Genomic DNA, 16,995 nt, shown 5'->3' with positions numbered 1-16,995 from the left:
CGCCGCTCCCACGTCCTCCGGAGGATGCTGCCGCCGGACCCCGCCACCGTCCGCACCGCCCGCGTCCCCTCGACCTGCAACGCACACGTCCGTCACCGCCGCACCGGCGCGACCCCGGGACGGCCGCGAGGACTCAGACGGCCGTCTGCGATGCGGTGACCGGGTGGCCGGAGGCGAGGCGGCGCCTTCGGTCCAGCTTCTGCCGGTGGACCCCCGCGAGCGCGAGGAGAGCTCCCGCCACTGCCAGGACACAGGCCACGAGGGCCGGCGAGCGGTAGCCGAAGCCGGCCGAGATGACGGTCCCTCCCAGGAGCGCACCGATGGAGTTGGCCACGTTGAAGGCGGCGTGGTTCAGGGAGGCACCCATGAGCTCCGCCGGGCCCGCCGCCGTGATGAGCCAGCTCTGGATGCTGGGCATGATGTAGGAGTTGACGAGCGACATCACGAAACCGGCGACGAAGATCCCCACGGGGGAACCCGCCAGGGCACCCATGAGGAGCAGAGCCGCGGCGAGGGCGGGGAAACCCACGGCCATGGTGCGACGCGCACTGCGGTCCGCGCTGATCCCCCCGATCACGTTGCCGATGGTCATCCCCACGCCCACCACGGCGAGCAGCCACGGGATGGCACCAGCGGGAAGCCTGGCGAGCTCGCGGCCCATCTGGGAGAGGTACGTGTAGATCGCGAAGAACCCACCGAAGCCCACGGCGGCCACGCCCATGACGATCCACACCTGCGGCCGCGCGAAGGCGAGGAGCTCACCGCGGTGGCTGGCAGCGGGATGGGGCGGCTGGTGCGGGACCGTGAGCCACAGCCCGAGCACCGTGAGCGCGAAGACCACGGCCACCGCGGCGTACGCCATGCGCCACCCGTACGCCTGCCCGATGGCCGTCATGACCGGCACTCCCACCACGTTGGCCACCGTGAGACCGGACAGCGCGAGCGCCACGCCCTTGGCCTGGTTCCCCGGTCCCATCACCGTGGCGGCCACGAGGGACGCGAGGCCGAAGTACGCACCGTGGGGCAGACCGGCCAGGAAGCGCATCGCCAGGAGGGTCTCGAAGCTCGGCACGAGGGCCGAAGCAAGGTTGCCCAGCATCAGCGCGGCCGCCATCACCAGCAGCATCACGGTGCGGGAGGACCTCGCCGCCAGGAACGAGATCAGCGGGGCCCCCACCACCACGCCCACCGCATACGCACTCACGAGCCAGCCCGCGCGTGCGATGCCCGTCTCGGGGGACCCGCCGAAGAGCTCCGGCAGCAGGCTCTGGGCGATCTGGGGAAGCAGCCCCATGGACGCGAACTCGGTGCAGCCGATCCCGAAACCGCCCAGGGCCAGGGCGAAGAGGGCAAGTCGACGGCGGGCGGGCGTCAGGTGGGTCATGACGACGCGGCCTTTCCAGGAACGGGGGGGGACAGCCCCTGCCGTGGCGCGGCGGGACGGTGGACGGAACGCTCGTGCGGGCGGAAGCGGGGTGCAACCCTGGCGGCACCGACCGGCCCGGGAGCCGACTGACCAGGACGGCGGGGAGGGCGGTGCCCACCCGTCGCGGACGCGGTGGTCCTCGAGCACAAAAGATGGCAACGCCGTGCTGCACCGATTTATTCGCCGACCGGAACCCGTGTGGGTGACATCACCGGGGGTGGGTTCTCCCCACCCGGTGCAGGAAAGTTATCCACAGGTGTGGAGAAATGTGTGAATATCGTCCGGAACATGTGTGCTCCCGGGGCTGGGTGAGCCTGATCCGCCTGTCCACAGGGATGTTCACAGCTGTGGAATTACAACTCTGTAAGTTGTTAACAGGTGTGGAGAACTGCTGTGGACAACTCGTGGCCGGGGTGCCTCACCGGTGTCCGCGCAGACCCGGAAGCATGAGCAGGCCCGTGAGCGCCCCCATGACCAGACCTCCCACGTGGGCCTGCCAGGCAATGCCACCCACCAGGAAACCGAACACCAGGTTGATGCCGATCAGCACCAGGATGGACGTGACGCTGTTCCGGAAGTGGCGCATGAACACGAACATGGCACCGAACAGCCCGAAGATGCCGCCGGAGGCACCGATCACCAGGACCCACGGGTCACCGAGCAGCAGCACTCCCACCGAGCCGCCCAGGACGGAGAGCAGGAACAGCACCGCGAACCGCCACCCTCCGAGCAGGGGCTCGAGCATGCGGCCGAAGAGGTACAGCGTGTACATGTTCAGCAGCAGGTGCACGGGCGAGGGCATGGCGTGCACGAACCCGCTCGTGAGCATCCGCCACGGCTGGGTGTCCGTGAGGGCGGGGGCGTAGCCCAGGATCGTGGACAGGTCGTAGGGGGTGACCAGGCGGGTGACCCACTGGGCCGCCCACACCAGCACGCAGATGCCGATCACGGTCCACGTGACGGGCCATCCGGTGCGTCGGCAGACTCCCTGCATCCCGCGGCCCGGAAGCGGGGGCGCGGGGCTGTGCGCGGCGGCGTCGGACGCCCAGGAACCGGGGAACCCGGTACCGCCACCACGCGACGGGCCGTCGGCGGACGGGCCGCCGCCCGGCAGGAACTGGCCGTAGCGCGGGGCCGGGAGCGGTTCGCCACCTCCTGCCCCGCCGGGGCCGCGGTGGGGACCGCCCCTGGCTCGAGAATCCTGGGACGGGAACTCGCCGCTCGGGTCGTGGGGCTGGTTGCTCATGTCTGCTCCGGCATGTGGTCTGGTCAGCGGGGATTTCTCCCCCGAATACGAGCGAAGCCCACCCGGACATCGGGTGGGCTTCGCGTCAGGACGGGAGGTGGTGGATCAGAGCGCTTCCACGTCGATGGAGGAGATCACGCAGTCCTCCACGGGGCGGTCCTGGCCCCCGGTGCGGACGTCGTTGAGCTCGTCCACCACCTTCTTGGAGGCGTCATCGGCGACCTCCCCGAAGATGGTGTGCTTGCCCTGCAGCCACGTGGTGGGTGCGGTGGTGATGAAGAACTGCGAGCCGTTGGTGCCGCGGCCGTTGCGGGTGCCGGCGTTGGCCATGGCCAGCATGTAGGGAGCGTTGAAGTTGAGCTCCGGGTGGATCTCGTCGTCGAAGTTGTAGCCGGGGCCGCCGATGCCCTGGCCCAGCGGGTCGCCGCCCTGGATCATGAAGTCCTTGATGATGCGGTGGAAGACGACGTCCTTGTACAGCGGGCCGTCCTGCTTCTCACCGGTGCGAGGATCCGCCCACTCCTGGGACCCGTCCGAGAGGCCCACGAAGTTCTTGACGGTCTTGGGCGCGTGGTTGCCGAAGAGCTCCACCACGATGTCCCCGTGGTTGGTGTGGATGGTGGCCTTGTGCGTTGCATTGGCGGAAGTCATGGCTGCCATTCTGGCACGGGGCTCCGCAGCGCGTCAGGACGGTGGGAAGTTGTTCAGCGCACAGTGAAAAGGACCGTGACCGCTGCAACTCCCGGGGCCCGTCCAGGACGCAGAACGTATGCTGGGGGTGGAGATGTACATGATCACCACCGTAGGAGGGAGACATCATGAGCCTGTTCAAGAGCAAGGCCCAGAAGCAGGTCGAGGCCGCCAACAAGGCCGCCGAGTCCAAGGTCGTCAACGCCGGGGAGTGGCTTTCCACCGAGATCGGTGAGCTCGGGGAGAAGCTGCAGCACGGTGTGCAGGCGGGGGCCTCGGCGCTGGCCAGCGGCGTGGAGGCCACGGGCCCCTACGTCCAGGACGGCCTCGGCCGGGCGCAGGGCCTCGGCGAGGACGTCAAGAAGCGCAGCGAGAAGGCCAAGGCTGCCAGCGCCGCAGCTGCCGCACCCCTGGCCGCCAAGGCGGCGAAGAAGACGGCCGAGGGCCGTGCCGCCGCCCAGGAGAAGTACTCCGGCGCCGTCGCCGCGCTGGCCGGCAAGGTCGCGAACGCGGACACCTCGGACCAGTTCGACGCCCTCGTGGCCAAGCTGACCGGTGACAAGAAGACCGTGAAGCGCATCCAGAAGGCCGCGAAGAACTCCGCCAAGGAGTACGCCAAGCAGCAGAAGAAGGCCCAGGGCGGCCACAAGGGTCTGCTGGTCCTCGGTCTGCTCGTGGCCGGCGGTGTGGCAGGCGTTGCCGCGTGGCGCGCCTCCCGCCCCGTCCAGGACCCCTGGAAGACCCCCGCCACGGCGTCGCCGCGCGTCTCGGCCTCGCCCGTCAACAACAACTCCACCGTGGCCGCAGGCGCCGGTGTGAAGGTGGACGACGTCAAGGACCCCGCCTCCTCCGTGCACAAGGAGGGCACCGCCACTCAGGCCGCCCACCGCGCCACGGACAGCGTGAAGTCGGTGGCGGAGGACGCCAAGCAGACCGTCAACGAGGTCAAGGAGCAGATCAAGGGCTCCAAGACGGATGACACCAAGCTGGGCTCCGCGGACAACGGCTCCAAGCACAACCCGGGCAACGGCCCGAAGCACTGAGGTCACGCCGCTCACCCTCACGGGTGACGGACCCCGACCACGACGCCGCCGCGTCCCTCCGAGCGAGGGGCGCGGCGGCGTCGTCGTGCGGGGCGGCAGAACGGCGCGGACCGGCCGCACGGCTCCCGCGTCAGGCGAAGAGGCCCGCGATCGTGTCGTAGGTCTGGTAGATCCCGAGGATGACGAACAGCACCGCACACACCACGAGCACGGCGTTGGTGAACATGCCGTTGCGCCACTTCCTGGGCGTGCGGGACGTGTTCAGCAGACCCAGCAGCGTGACGGCGAGGAACGGCATGAACAGCGCCCCGAGCACCCCGTAGAGCAGGATCAGGAAGACGGGCTTGTCCAGCATCAGGAGCAGCATGGGCGGGAACGTGAGCCACAGCAGGTAGAACTTGAAGTACTTCCCGCCGTTCACCGTGTCCGGGTGGCCGCTGGGCTTGTGCCGCACGTTGCCCCAGTAGTCCGCGAACATGAGGGACACCCCGGACCACACACCCACGACCGACGAGAACGAGGCCGCCCAGAAGCCCACGAGGAACGTGGTGCCGATGACGTCCCCGAAGCGCTCGCGCAGCACCGTGTCCAGGTCCAGCAGGCCCTTGTCCCCGGCGCTGATCGCGTACCCCGCGGAGTAGAGCACCTCTGCCCCCACCACGAGCATGGCGAGCACGAAGATGCCGGTCACCGCGTAGGCCACGGTGTTGTCCAGCTGCATCACCCGCATCCACCGGGGCTGGTGCCAGCCCTTCTCGCGCAGCCAGTAGCCGTAGGCCGCCAGGGTGATGGTGCCGCCCACGCCCCCCGCCAGCGCCAGCGTGTAGACCACTCCGCCCTGCGGGATCACGGGGATCAGCCCGGTGAGCATCCGCGGGATGTCCGGCAGGGTGATGATCGCAAGCCCCACCATCACCAGGAACATGAGACCCACCATGGCGGCGGTGATCTTCTCGATGACCGCGTACCGCCCGGCCCACGCGATCCCGAAGCCCAGCAGACCCATGATGATGGCCCACGCCCACAGCGGCAGGAACGGGAAGAGCGCGGCCAGCGGCAGCGCGGAGGAGGACATGGCCGTGGCTCCGTACACGAAACCCCAGATCAGGATGTACGGGCCGAAGTACCAGGAGGTCCAGCGGCCCAGGGAGCGCCAGCCCTCGAAGATCGTGCGCCCGCTCGCGAGCGAGTACCGCCCGGCGCCCTCCACGAGCACGATCTTCATGATGGTCCCCGCAACCACGGCCCAGAGCAGCGTGTAGCCGTAGCGCGAGCCCGCGGTCAGCGTAGCCACCATGTCTGCGGCGCCCACACCGGTGGCGGCCACCACGAGCCCCGGCCCGATCAGCCTCCACCGCTCGATGCGCTCCAGGGGCTCGTGGGGGTTGACCGAGGCCAGCGGCTGCAGGGGAGTCTTCTCGCGCATTCAGGTGCTCCGCACTTCCGGTATGGGGGACGTCACACCAAGTCTGGCATGCTCCGGCGCCCTCGGATCCCGTGTCACGAAGTGTGCCGGACGCACCGGGGGCGCGGGCGCACCACCGGCACGGAAAAACCTCCGGGTCCCTGCTCTCGCAGGGACCCGGAGGTCGGGGTGTGGAGCCTAGGAGATTCGAACTCCTGACATCTGCCTTGCAAAGGCAGCGCTCTACCAACTGAGCTAAGGCCCCGTATTCAGTTGCGGCGTTCTCTCCCGGGGGAGGAACGCCGTACCCGTGGATCTCAATCCACGGAGTCCACTGCCGAATTCCAGGCTTCTCGCTTGGCCTCGGCCTCGCGCCAGGACTTGAGGGCCGCGACGGACAGGCCGGCCACGGCGATCAGGGCTGCGATGCGGGACTTCACGGGGGCCTCCGGACGAGTGGTGACTCGCGGTGGTGGGAATTGGAGGGGTGGGCGTACCAGGAATTGAACCTGGGACCTCTTCGTTATCAGCGAAGCGCTCTAACCGTCTGAGCTATACGCCCTCAGCGTGCGCCAACGAGAGCATCCTCTGGCTGGCCACGCCAAAACTTTACCGGAGTTCCGGCTCCCGCACCAAATTCGGCACCGGTGGGAGCCGCCTCCTGGCTCAGTCGTCGGTGAGGGTCACCCCGATGCCGCCGATCAGCGACGCCGCGATGTTGTAGAGGATCGCTGCCAGCACCGACAGCACGGACAGCAGGATCACGTTCACCACGGAGATCAGCGTGGAGATCAGCGCCACGTTGCCGAGCGAGAGGATCTTGCGGATGTCCGCCCCCTGGGCGGTGCCACCGAGCATGGACAGCAGCTCGTTGATGCCCTCGAACATGCCGGTCAGGCTCAGGACGATCCACAGCACCATGGAGGCGACCACCGTGATGATGCCCAGGGCCACGGAGAGCAGAAACGCCAGTTTGAGCACGGACCAGGTGTCCACCTTGGAGACCACCAGGCGGGCGCGGCGCACCTTCGCCCGGGGCGCGGGACGCACGAGGCCCTTGGAGGACTTCGTGCTGGCCTGCGCCGGCGACTTCTTGGACGGCGACTTCCTGGGGGAAGAAGTCTTGGCGGGTTGACCCGCCTTCGAGGCCGAGCTCGCGCTCATGCGTTACCTCCGTTGTCGTTGTGGTCCAACGCTACTGCATCGCCGTCCTCGGAGGACGCAGCGTCGGGGCTCCCGGTGTCCTGCGCGCGGCCTTCCCCGGCCGCTACTTCTGCGCCGTCGACGACGCCGCCCGCCGCCTCGTCCGCGGCGGCGTCCTCCTCCGCCACTTCCTTCTCGATCTCGCGCTCCACGTTGCGGGCCACGCCCACGATGGTGTCGTTGGCACCGGGCTTGGCGAAGATCACTCCCATGGTGTCGCGCCCGCGGGCCGGGACCTCACTCACGGTTGAGCGCACCACCTTGCCGCTCTCCATGACCACGAGCACCTCGTCGTTCTCACCCACGATCAGGCCGCCCACGAGGCCACCGCGCACCTCGGCGAGCTTGGCCACCTTGATGCCCAGGCCACCGCGGCCCTGCACGCGGTACTCCTGGACCGAGGTGCGCTTGGCGTAACCGCCCTCGGTCACCACGAACACGTGCGAGTCGTCGCTGACCACGTTCGCGGACAGCAGCTCGTCGCCGGAACGGAACTTCATGCCCGTGACACCCGAGGTCGCGCGGCCCATGGGGCGCAGGGCGTCGTCGTCCGCGGTGAAGCGCAGGGACTGGCCGTGGCGGGAGATCAGCATGACGTCATCGTCCGTGTCCACCAGCATGGCGGAGACGAGCTCGTCGTCCTCGCGCAGGTTGATGGCGATCACGCCGGCGGAGCGGTTGGTGTCGTAGTCCGTGAGCCGGGACTTCTTGACCAGGCCGTTGCGCGTGGCGAGCACCAGGTACGGCGCGTCCTGGTAGGAGTGCAGCTCCATGACCTTCGCAATGCGCTCCTCGGGCTGGAACTCCATGAGGTTCGCCACGTGCTGGCCCTTGGCGTCCCGCCCGGCCTCCGCGAACTCGTAGGCCTTGACCCGGTAGACCCGGCCCAGCGTGGTGAAGAACAGGATCCAGTTGTGGGTGTTCGTCACGAAGAAGTGCTCCACGACGTCGTCCCCGCGCAGCTGCGCGCCCTTGATGCCCCGGCCGCCGCGGTGCTGCGCACGGTACTCGTCCGCGCGCGTGCGCTTGACGTAGCCGTCGCGGGTGATGGTCACCACCACCTGCTGCTGCGGGATGAGGTCCTCCATGGAGACATCCCCGTCGAAGCCGTAGAGCACCTCGGTGCGGCGGTCGTCCCCGTAGCGCTCCACGATCTCCCCGAGCTCGTCGGAGATGATCTCGCGCTGGCGGTCCTCGGACGCGATGATCGCCTCGTACTCGGCGATCAGCCGCTGCAGCTCGGCGTGGCGGTCCTGGATCTTCTGGCGCTCCAGGGCGGCCAGCCGGCGCAGCTGCATGTTGAGGATCGCCTGGGCCTGGGCCTCGTCGATCTCCAGCAGCTCCATGAGACCGGAGCGCGCCTCCTCCACCGTGGGCGAGCGCCGGATCAGGGCGATGACCTCGTCCAGGGCGTCCAGCGCCTTGAGCAGGCCCAGCAGGATGTGCGCCTCCTCCTGCGCCTGCTTGAGGCGGAACCGGGTGCGCCGCACGATGACGTCCATCTGGTGCGCGACCCAGTGGTGCACGAACGCGTCCAGGGACAGCGTGCGGGGCACCCCGTCCACGAGCGCGAGCATGTTCGCGGAGAAGTTCTCCTGCAGCTGCGTGTGCTTGTAGAGGTTGTTGAGCACCACCTTGGGCACGGCGTCCCGCTTGAGCACGATCACCAGGCGCTGGCCCGTGCGGCCCGAGGTCTCGTCCCGCATGTCGGCAATGCCCTGGACCTTGCCGTCCTTGACCAGGTCCGCGATCTTGATGGCCAGGTTGTCCGGGTTGACCTGGTACGGCAGCTCCGTGACCACCAGGCACGTGCGGTTGTGGATCTCCTCCACGCTGACCACCGCGCGCTGCGTGATGGAGCCGCGGCCCGTGCGGTACGCCTGCTCGATGCCCTTGTGGCCCAGGATCTGCGCACCGGACGGGAAGTCCGGGCCCTTGATCCGCTTGATGAGCTCTTCCAGCAGGGTCTCGCGGTCCGCGCCCGGGTGCTGCAGGTACCACTGCACGCCGTCCGCGACCTCGCGCAGGTTGTGCGGCGGGATGTTCGTGGCCATGCCCACGGCGATGCCGGCGGAGCCGTTGACCAGCAGGTTCGGGAACCGCGCCGGCAGCACGGTGGGCTCCTGCTGCTTGCCGTCGTAGTTGTCCTGGAAGTCCACCGTGTCCTCGTGGATGTCCCGGACCATCTCCATGGCCAGCGGCGCCATCTTGGTCTCGGTGTACCGGGGCGCGGCCGCGCCGTCGTTGCCCGGGGAGCCGAAGTTGCCCTGTCCCAGCGCCAGCGGGTAGCGCATGGTCCAGTTCTGGATCAGGCGCACCAGGGCGTCGTAGATCGCGGAGTCGCCGTGGGGATGGTAGTTGCCCATCACGTCGCCGACGACGCGCGCGCACTTGTTGAACGAGCGGTCCGGCCGGTAGCCGCCGTCGTACATCGTGTAGAGCACGCGGCGGTGCACGGGCTTGAGACCGTCCCGCACGTCCGGCAGGGCGCGGCCCACGATCACGGCCATGGCGTAGTCCAGGTAGGACCGCTGCATCTCCGTCTGCAGGTCGATCTGCTCCACGCGGTCCCCGACGGTCTCCACGTCCTGCACCACCACGCCCTCGACGGCCTCGGGGGTGTTCTCCGGGTCCACGGGAGCGTTGCCGTCCTGCGTCTCGTCACTCATGCGTTGCTGTCCGTTCCTTCTGAGCTCTCACGGTCCACTGTTCATGCCGGGGAGGGAATGTCCGGCGGGTGACATGCCTAGATGTCGAGGAACCGAATGTCCTTGGCGTTCTGCTGGATGAACTCGCGGCGGGATTCCACGTCCTCGCCCATGAGGACCGAGAAGACCTGGTCCGCCGCGGCGGCGTCGTCCATGGTGACCTGCAGCAGCGTGCGGTGCTCCGGGTCCATGGTGGTGTCCCACAGCTCGGTGTAGTCCATCTCGCCCAGGCCCTTGTAGCGCTGGATGCCGTTGTCCTTGGGCAGCCGCCGGTTCTCGGCGAGACCCTTGGCCAGGGCGGCGTCCCGCTCCGCGTCCGAGAACACGTAGTCGTGCGGGGCGTTGGACCACTTGATGCGGTACAGCGGCGGCTGCGCGAGGTACACGTAGCCGTGCTCGATGAGCGGACGCATGAACCGGAACAGCAGGGTGAGCAGCAGCGTGGTGATGTGCTGGCCGTCCACGTCCGCATCCGCCATGAGCACGATCTTGTGGTACCGGGCCTTCTCGATGTCGAAGTCGTCCCCGATCCCGGCGCCGAAGGCCGTGATCATCGACTGCACCTCGGCGTTGGACAGGGCCCGGTCCAGGCGGGCACGCTCCACGTTCAGGATCTTGCCGCGCAGCGGGAGGATCGCCTGGTGGGCGGGGTCCCGCCCCTGCACCGCCGAGCCGCCGGCGGAGTCACCCTCCACGATGTAGATCTCCGAGAGCGTGGGGTCCTTGGAGGAGCAGTCCTTGAGCTTGCCGGGCATCCCGCCGGACTCCAGCAGGCCCTTGCGCCGCGTGTTCTCCCGGGCCTTGCGCGCCGCGAGCCGCGCCTGGGACGCGTAGATCGCCTTGCGGATGATGTCCTTGGCCGGGTTCGGGTTGCGCTCGAGCCACGCGCCGAACAGCTCGAACATCTCGCGCTGCACGAAGGTCTTGGCCTCGGAGTTGCCCAGCTTGGTCTTGGTCTGGCCCTCGAACTGCGGCTCGGAGAGCTTGATGGAGATCACCGCGGTGAGCCCCTCGCGGACGTCCTCGCCCGTGAGGTTGTCGTCCTTGTCCCGCAGCAGCTTGTTCTCCCGCGCGTAGCGGTTGATGAGGGTGGTCAGCGCGGTGCGGAAGCCCTCCTCGTGGGTGCCGCCCTCGTGCGTGTTGATGGTGTTGGCGTACGTGTGCACGGACTCGTTGAACGCCGTGGTCCACTGCATGGCCAGCTCCAGGGACATCTTCTTGTCCGGGTCGTCCACCTCCAGGGAGATCACGTCCTGGTGGATCAGGTCCGCCTTCTTGGAGGCGTTCAGGAACGTGACGTAGTCCAGCAGGCCGTCCTCGTAGCAGTAGACCACCTGCCGCGCCCCGGAGACCACTGCGGCGTCGTCGGCCCCGACCGTGCCGCCGTCCTGGCCCTCGAGCGGGCCCGAGGCGTCCGCGGGGGTGTCTCCGGCGATCTCCTCGCCCGTCTCGTCCGAGGCGCGCTCGTCCGTGAGGGTGATCCGCAACCCCTTGTTCAGGAAGGCCATCTGCTGGAAACGGGCCCGCAGGGTCTCGAAGTCGAAGTCCACGGTCTCGAAGATCTCGGCGTCCGGGTAGAAGACCTGCGTGGTCCCGGTCTCCTCCGTCTCCTCGCCGCGCACCAGCTCGCCCTGGGGGCGCCCGCCGTTCGCGAAGCTCATGCGCCACGCGTACCCCTGCCGGCGCACCTCGGTGTCCACGCGCGAGGACAGCGCGTTGACCACGGAGATGCCCACGCCGTGCAGACCGCCGGAGACCGCGTACCCGCCGCCGCCGAACTTGCCACCGGCGTGCAGGATGGTCATCACGACCTCCACGGTGGGCTTGCCCTCGGTGGGGTGCATGTCCACGGGGATGCCGCGCCCGTTGTCGGACACACGGACCCCGCCGTCCGCCTGCAGGGTCACCTCGATGTGGTCGCAGTAGCCGGCGAGCGCCTCGTCCACGGAGTTGTCGACAACCTCGTAGACCAGGTGGTGCAGGCCCCGGGGACCCGTGGAGCCGATGTACATTCCCGGGCGTTTCCTGACGGCCTCGAGGCCTTCCAGGACGGTGATGTCGCTCGCGCCGTACTCGTGCGGTAGGGGATCCTCTGTAGCCACGGGGTCTCCGGTCCTCCTGCGTCGTCTCTGGCGATCATCGCCCGGCCCACATGAGTACAGCCGATGAGACGGCTCGCGGCTCATCGGCTGGCGGGACGAAAAGATCTGTGGGTTTCCATTCTAGCGGATGTTCCAGCAGATCAAGCGCTCAACGGCCTCCAGACGCCCCGGGACCCCGTGGCGCTGGGTGGAGCCATTTTCGGGGTGCGGACCGGCTCGCGGGATTCTGGCGGGTTTTGGAGGATCTGGGAGGGTGGCTCACCCGTAGGTGTCGCGCGGGCCCCTGCCCTGCACCGCCCACCGGCCGCGCTTCCAGCTGGGCCCCACAGGACCGTGGATCTCGAGCTTCGTGACGATCCCCTCCCCCAGCTTCGCCGCGAAGTTCCGCAGGATCTCGGACTGGATGAGCCGTAGCTGGGTGGCGTACGCCGTGGAGTCGCAGCGCACCCGCACCACCGTGTCCTCGAAGTGCTCCGGCCAGGTGTGCTCCGCATTGCGCTCGCCCACCAGCGAAGCCCAGTCCGCGAGCACGCTGCTCACGTTCACGGGGGTCTTCCACCCCCGGTGGGTCATCAGCTTGTCCACCACGGCGGACAGCGGGCGGGGATCGCGGGCGGAGCGCCCCGGCCCCGAGAAGCCGCCCATCTGACGGGGATCCGTGCCGAGGCGATCGGGGCGGCGCAGCGCCGGAGAACCGGTGCCCTCCTCCATGGCGGTGCCGAAGGCCCGCATGTTCTTGGCTGCTGCCGCCGAGGACAGGGGTTTGTCCCCCCGGTCCTGCGCGGCCTTGCGCGCACGTTGCAGGGCCACGGCTGCGGCGTCCACCACGTCGCGGTGGACAGGGCGGCTCGTCACGGCCGGGTCCCCGGGGGCGGCTCGTCACGGCCGGAGTCCCCGTCACACCGGCGATCCTCGTCCGGTCCCGGTCCGGGCACCGCCGGGGCACGGCCACTCGTGACCCGGTGGTCGTCGTGCGGCGCTTCAGCGACCACGGCAGATTCCGTCGCCGCGGAATCTGCGGTGTCGGACTCTGCGGCCGCCCCCGCCGCGGATGACGACGCCGCCTCCCGAACGTGCGCGGCGCCGGGGACCACGTCGATCACGGTGTGGTTGCCCTCGAGCAGCACGGCGGGGAGGTCCTCGTCCACGGCGGCCGTGACGAGCACCTGTTCCGCCTGCCGCACGAGTTCCGCGAGCCGACGACGGCGCCGGGCGTCGAGCTCCGCGAAGACATCGTCGAGGATCAGCACCGGTGCGGCGCCGCGTCCTGGATCGTCCGCGAGGTGGACGTACCAGGAACCCAGGCGCAGGGCGAGGGCGGTGGACCAGGTCTCACCGTGGGACGCATACCCCTTGGCGGGGGTGTCCCCGAGACGGATCACGAGGTCGTCGCGGTGCGGGCCCACCAGTGTGAGCCCGCGCTCCCGCTCCTGGCGCTCCATGCGCTCGAAGGCCTGCATCATGAGGTCGTAGAGGTCCGCCACGCCGAAGTGCTCGAGGGCCTGCTGCTCCGCCCCCGGGGCCACCGAGGAGCTCTCGTAGCCGAGCGAGACGTGCTTCGGGCCGTTGGTGAGCTGCTGGTACGCGCGGTCCACCTCGGGCTCGAGGGCCTTGAGCAGCTGCAGCCGGGCTCCCATGACGGCGGCGCCGGCGCGGGCCAGCTGCTCGTTCCACACCGCGAGGGTGGCCCTGTCCGAGTCCGAGAAACCGCGTGAGCGGCGCGCGGACTTCAGCAGGGCGTTGCGCTGCTTGAGTGCACGTTCGTAGTCGGAACGCGCCGCCGAGAGGACCGGCCGCATGGCCGTGGCGAGCTCGTCCAGGAAACGGCGGCGGTGGGACGGATCTCCCTTGACCAGCGCGAGGTCCTCCGGGGAGAAGAGCACGGTGTGCAGGGTCCCCACCGCTTCACGGGCACGGACCGGCGCTGCACGGTTGATCTGCACGCGGTTCGCCCGCGCGGCATTGAGTTCGTACTCGAGCACCGTGCGCTGACCCCCGCGGTCCACGCGGACACGAATGATGGCGCGCTCGGATCCGGTGGCGATCAGCGGACCGTTGCCCGAGACGCGGTGCGAGCCGAGCGTCGCCGCCCAGTCCACGGCCTCGACGATGTTCGTCTTCCCCACGCCGTTGGGGCCCACGAAGATCGTGAGCCCCGGGGTGAGCGGGAGGTCCAGACCGTGGTAGGTCCGGAAGTCCAGCAGCGACAGGTGGTCTACGAACACACGATCACTGGTTGGGCAGGCGCACCGGCATCAGCAGGTACTTGTAGTTCACGTCGTCGTCGCCCTCGGGCTCGGCCTGGGCCGAGAGCACGGCGGGCTTCGGCGGCGCGGTGAAGGAGAACCGCACGTACGCGGAGTCGAAGGCGTGGAGCCCCTCGGAGAGGTACGTGGGGTTGAACGCCACGGTGATGTCCTCCCCGTTGAGCTGCGCATCCAGGACCTCGGAGGCCTGTGCGTCCTCTCCTGTCCCCGCGTCCAGGACTACCTGGCCCTCGCTGAAAGCGAGGCGGACCGGGGTGTTGCGCTCGGCCACCAGGGACACACGCCGCACGGCCTCCACCAGTTCGGAGGTGCGCACCACCGCGGTGATGGGGGTGTTCTCCGGGAACAGCGAGCGGATCTTGGGGTACTCACCGTCGATCAGCAGGCTCGTGGTGCGGCGGCCGCCGGACTCGAATCCCACGAGTTCGGTGTTCTCCGCGAGGGCCATGTTCACGTCCCCGGAGGATCCCAGGGTCTTGGCGATGTCGTTCAGCGTCTTGGCCTTGATGAGCGCGGCCGTGGAGATGGTGGGATCCGTGGGGCGCCACGTGAGTTCGCGCATGGCCAGGCGGTACCGGTCCGTGGCCAGCAGGGTCATCTTCTCGCCCTCGATCTCCATCCGGATGCCGGTGAGGATGGGCAGGGTGTCGTCCTTGGAGGCCGCGATGTTCACCTGGGCCACGGCGTGGGCGAACTCGTCCCCGGCCACCACTCCGGAGAGCTCGGGGAGGCCTGGCAACTGGGGGTAATCCTCCACCGGCATGGCGGCGAGGTTGAACTTGGAGGACCGGCACGTGAGCGTGACCTTCCCGCCCTCGGCCTCCAGCTGCACCGGTGCGGAGGGCAGCGAACGGCAGATGTCAGCGAGAAGTCGGCCGGAGACGAGCGTGGTGCCCTCCTCCATGACGTCCGCGCTGATGGTGAGGCGTGCGGAGATCTCGTAGTCGAAGCTCGCGATGGAGAGGGACCCGCCCTCGGCCTTGATGAGCAGACCCGAGAGCACGGGAACGGGGGGCCGCGGGGACAGCGAACGGGCAGTCCAGGTGACTGCTTCAGCCAGTACGTCGCGCTCGACCGAGAACTTCACGAAGGTGCCCCTCTGTAGGAGTTGGACGGAGGTGTCTTCCTGCATCGTATCCGGCGGAACGGACGGGATCCGAACAGTGGGAGTGGTCTGTGCAGGGCGGGCAGCCCCGGCACTGCCCGGATTCGTGTAATTACAGAGATCCAGCGCGTGGGGCGAGGGCGAGCGGGGCAGGATTTTTGTTGTTCGGTGGATCTTCTCTTTAAGGGTGGAAGTGTTAACAACCCCTGTGGAACTTGTGGATAACCGCCCGCTTCCCAGCGGCTGCAGGCATCGTGGGTGTTGACCGGGTGTGGATGGCGGAACACTGTCCTGTGAGCGCGGAGTGCACATCTTCCGCGTGATTCCGGGGCTTCCACAGCCCTGCCCACCGTTTGTGGGGAGTTCTCCACCGGCGGCCGTCGGTTGTCCACAGATTTTTCCACATGACGTGTTTTCCACCCGTGCACAGTCCATCCACAAGCGCCCTCCCGCCTGGGGAGGAGTCGGGTCGAGTCCCGTGTTCCCGCGGTGGCAGCTGTGGACGGCCCGTTCGGGTGAATGACAAGAACGGGCCCCGGACGGCGTGTCCGGGGCCCCGCGGGGTGTTGACGCGTGCGGAGGGTCTGTCAGCCCTCGCGCGACTGCTGCTTGATCCGGTTGGTCAGCTCCGTGACCTGGTCGAAGATCTGACGTCGCTCGGCCATGAGGGTGCGGATCTTGCGGTCCGCGTGCATCACCGTGGTGTGGTCGCGGCCTCCCAGTTCCTGCCCGATCTTGGGAAGCGACATGTCCGTGAGCTCGCGCAGCAGGTACATGGCGATCTGCCGCGCGGTGACCAGCGTGCGGGTGCGGGACTTGGACTTCAGCTCGTCCAGGGTGATGTTGAAGAACGCCGCGGTCTGTCCCAGGATCGAGGCCGCCGTGATCTCCTGGCCGCCGTCGTCCGTGATCAGGTCCTTGAGCACGAGCTCCGCGAGCGGCAGGTCCACGGCCTGCTTGTTCAGGGAGGCGAACGCCGTGACGCGGATCAGCGCACCCTCCAGCTCGCGGATGTTGGTGGAGATGTGCGAGGCGATGTACTCCATGACGTCGTCCGGCGCGTCCATGCCCTCGCTGATCGCCTTCTTGCGGAGGATTGCGATGCGCGTCTCCAGCTCGGGCGGCTGCACGTCCGTGATCAGACCCCACTCGAAGCGGGACCGCATGCGCTCGGCGAACCCGGTGAGCTGCTTGGGCGGCATGTCGGAGGTGATCACGATCTGCTTCTCGTGGTTGTGCAGCGCGTTGAACGTGTGGAAGAACTCCTCCTGCGTGTGCTCCTTGCCGGCGAGGAACTGGATGTCGTCGATCAGCAGCAGGTCCACGTTGCGGTAGATGCCCTTGAAGGAAGACCCCTCGTCGTCCCGGATGGAGTTGATGAAGTCGTTGGTGAACTCCTCGGAGTTCACGTACCGCACCCGCAGCTTGGGGTAGAGCCGTTTGGCGTAGTGACCGATCGCGTGCAGCAGGTGGGTCTTGCCGAGCCCGGAGTCCCCGTAGATGAACAGCGGGTTATATGCCTTGGCGGGGGTCTCCGCCACGGCGAACGCTGCCGCGTGGGCAAAACGGTTGGACTGGCCGATCACGAAGGAGTCGAAGACGTACTTGGGGTTCAGCCGTGCGGAGCTGTCCCACTCCGAGTCGGCGGGGCTCGTGTCGGAGCCGCTTCCCGTGGTCAGCACTTCGCGAGGTTGCTGCACGGGGGACGCGGCGGGCGTGCGCCGCGGGGGGAGGCCACCGAGATCGGAGGCGGACCCGGAGCCGCCCGGGGCTCGGCCCTCCGAGTCGGTGTGCAGCACC

General features: G+C 68.5%; 13 protein-coding genes and 2 tRNA genes. 1 reads left to right on the top strand and 14 read right to left on the bottom strand.

Going from position 1 to position 16,995, the window contains the following annotated elements:
* Positions 1-133: 133 nt before the first annotated feature.
* The 3 genes from CWC38_RS07070 to CWC38_RS07060 form a co-directional block, all read right to left on the bottom strand.
* Positions 134-1,384 (bottom strand): MFS transporter, encoded by a 1,251-nt coding sequence (locus CWC38_RS07070; protein ID WP_121846093.1) that lies wholly within the window; start codon positions 1,382-1,384, stop codon positions 134-136.
* A gap of 460 nt (positions 1,385-1,844) precedes the next feature.
* The gene (locus CWC38_RS07065; protein ID WP_240625114.1) at positions 1,845-2,375 is read right to left on the bottom strand and encodes a rhomboid family intramembrane serine protease; all 531 of its coding nucleotides are present in this window, start codon (positions 2,373-2,375) and stop codon (positions 1,845-1,847) included.
* A gap of 402 nt (positions 2,376-2,777) precedes the next feature.
* Positions 2,778-3,332, bottom strand: coding sequence for a peptidylprolyl isomerase (locus CWC38_RS07060; RefSeq protein WP_121846091.1), 555 nt, complete (start codon positions 3,330-3,332; stop codon positions 2,778-2,780).
* A 158-nt stretch (positions 3,333-3,490) separates the two neighbouring features.
* Here CWC38_RS07060 and CWC38_RS07055 point away from each other — a divergent pair, with 158 nt between their 5' ends.
* Entirely contained in the window at positions 3,491-4,405 is a 915-nt protein-coding gene (locus CWC38_RS07055) for a hypothetical protein (RefSeq protein WP_121846090.1), read from the top strand.
* A gap of 130 nt (positions 4,406-4,535) precedes the next feature.
* Here CWC38_RS07055 and CWC38_RS07050 read toward each other — a convergent pair whose 3' ends face one another.
* The 11 genes from CWC38_RS07050 to dnaA all read right to left on the bottom strand — a co-directional run.
* Positions 4,536-5,831: an Nramp family divalent metal transporter gene (locus CWC38_RS07050; RefSeq protein WP_121846089.1), complete on the bottom strand. Its 1,296-nt coding sequence runs from the start codon at positions 5,829-5,831 to the stop codon at positions 4,536-4,538.
* Positions 5,832-6,002: 171 nt separating this feature from the next.
* A tRNA-Ala gene (locus CWC38_RS07045) sits at positions 6,003-6,075 on the bottom strand.
* A 52-nt stretch (positions 6,076-6,127) separates the two neighbouring features.
* Entirely contained in the window at positions 6,128-6,250 is a 123-nt protein-coding gene (locus CWC38_RS12575) for a hypothetical protein (RefSeq protein WP_276309567.1), read from the bottom strand.
* A 48-nt stretch (positions 6,251-6,298) separates the two neighbouring features.
* Positions 6,299-6,372: transfer RNA gene (locus tag CWC38_RS07040), tRNA-Ile, on the bottom strand.
* A 104-nt stretch (positions 6,373-6,476) separates the two neighbouring features.
* Complete coding sequence (locus CWC38_RS07035; protein WP_121846088.1) at positions 6,477-6,974, bottom strand: DUF3566 domain-containing protein; 498 nt, start codon at positions 6,972-6,974, stop codon at positions 6,477-6,479.
* Positions 6,971-9,682: a DNA gyrase subunit A gene (gene gyrA, locus CWC38_RS07030; RefSeq protein ID WP_121846087.1), complete on the bottom strand. Its 2,712-nt coding sequence runs from the start codon at positions 9,680-9,682 to the stop codon at positions 6,971-6,973. Before gyrA ends, CWC38_RS07035 begins: the two co-directional genes overlap by 4 nt.
* Before the next feature lie 77 nt (positions 9,683-9,759).
* The gene (gene gyrB, locus CWC38_RS07025; RefSeq protein ID WP_121846086.1) at positions 9,760-11,823 is read right to left on the bottom strand and encodes a DNA topoisomerase (ATP-hydrolyzing) subunit B; all 2,064 of its coding nucleotides are present in this window, start codon (positions 11,821-11,823) and stop codon (positions 9,760-9,762) included.
* A 258-nt stretch (positions 11,824-12,081) separates the two neighbouring features.
* On the bottom strand, positions 12,082-12,678 hold the full coding sequence (locus tag CWC38_RS07020; RefSeq protein WP_121846085.1) for a DciA family protein: 597 nt from the start codon (positions 12,676-12,678) through the stop codon (positions 12,082-12,084).
* The gene (gene recF / locus CWC38_RS07015; protein ID WP_240625112.1) at positions 12,675-14,048 is read right to left on the bottom strand and encodes a DNA replication/repair protein RecF; all 1,374 of its coding nucleotides are present in this window, start codon (positions 14,046-14,048) and stop codon (positions 12,675-12,677) included. The genes CWC38_RS07020 and recF overlap by 4 nt, the downstream gene beginning before the upstream one ends.
* A gap of 4 nt (positions 14,049-14,052) precedes the next feature.
* Complete coding sequence (gene dnaN / locus CWC38_RS07010; protein WP_121846094.1) at positions 14,053-15,177, bottom strand: DNA polymerase III subunit beta; 1,125 nt, start codon at positions 15,175-15,177, stop codon at positions 14,053-14,055.
* A gap of 605 nt (positions 15,178-15,782) precedes the next feature.
* A partial coding sequence (gene dnaA / locus CWC38_RS07005) for a chromosomal replication initiator protein DnaA (protein WP_240625109.1) occupies positions 15,783-16,995 on the bottom strand: 1,213 nt, incomplete at its 5' end.

The sequence above is a fragment of the Kocuria tytonicola genome (genome assembly GCF_003687455.1).
Taxonomy (GTDB): domain Bacteria; phylum Actinomycetota; class Actinomycetes; order Actinomycetales; family Micrococcaceae; genus Kocuria; species Kocuria tytonicola.
This window is presented reverse-complemented; position numbering and strand designations above follow the sequence as displayed.

Bases quoted from the DNA above. Each gene is read 5' to 3' on its own strand.
- CWC38_RS07070 (WP_121846093.1), bottom strand. From the start codon at position 1,384: ATGACCCACCTGACGCCCGCCCGCCGTCGACTTGCCCTCTTCGCCCTG.
- CWC38_RS07060 (WP_121846091.1), bottom strand. From the start codon at position 3,332: ATGGCAGCCATGACTTCCGCCAATGCAACGCACAAGGCCACCATCCAC.
- CWC38_RS07055 (WP_121846090.1), top strand. From the start codon at position 3,491: ATGAGCCTGTTCAAGAGCAAGGCCCAGAAGCAGGTCGAGGCCGCCAAC.
- CWC38_RS07050 (WP_121846089.1), bottom strand. From the start codon at position 5,831: ATGCGCGAGAAGACTCCCCTGCAGCCGCTGGCCTCGGTCAACCCCCAC.
- CWC38_RS07035 (WP_121846088.1), bottom strand. From the start codon at position 6,974: ATGAGCGCGAGCTCGGCCTCGAAGGCGGGTCAACCCGCCAAGACTTCT.
- gyrA (WP_121846087.1), bottom strand. From the start codon at position 9,682: ATGAGTGACGAGACGCAGGACGGCAACGCTCCCGTGGACCCGGAGAAC.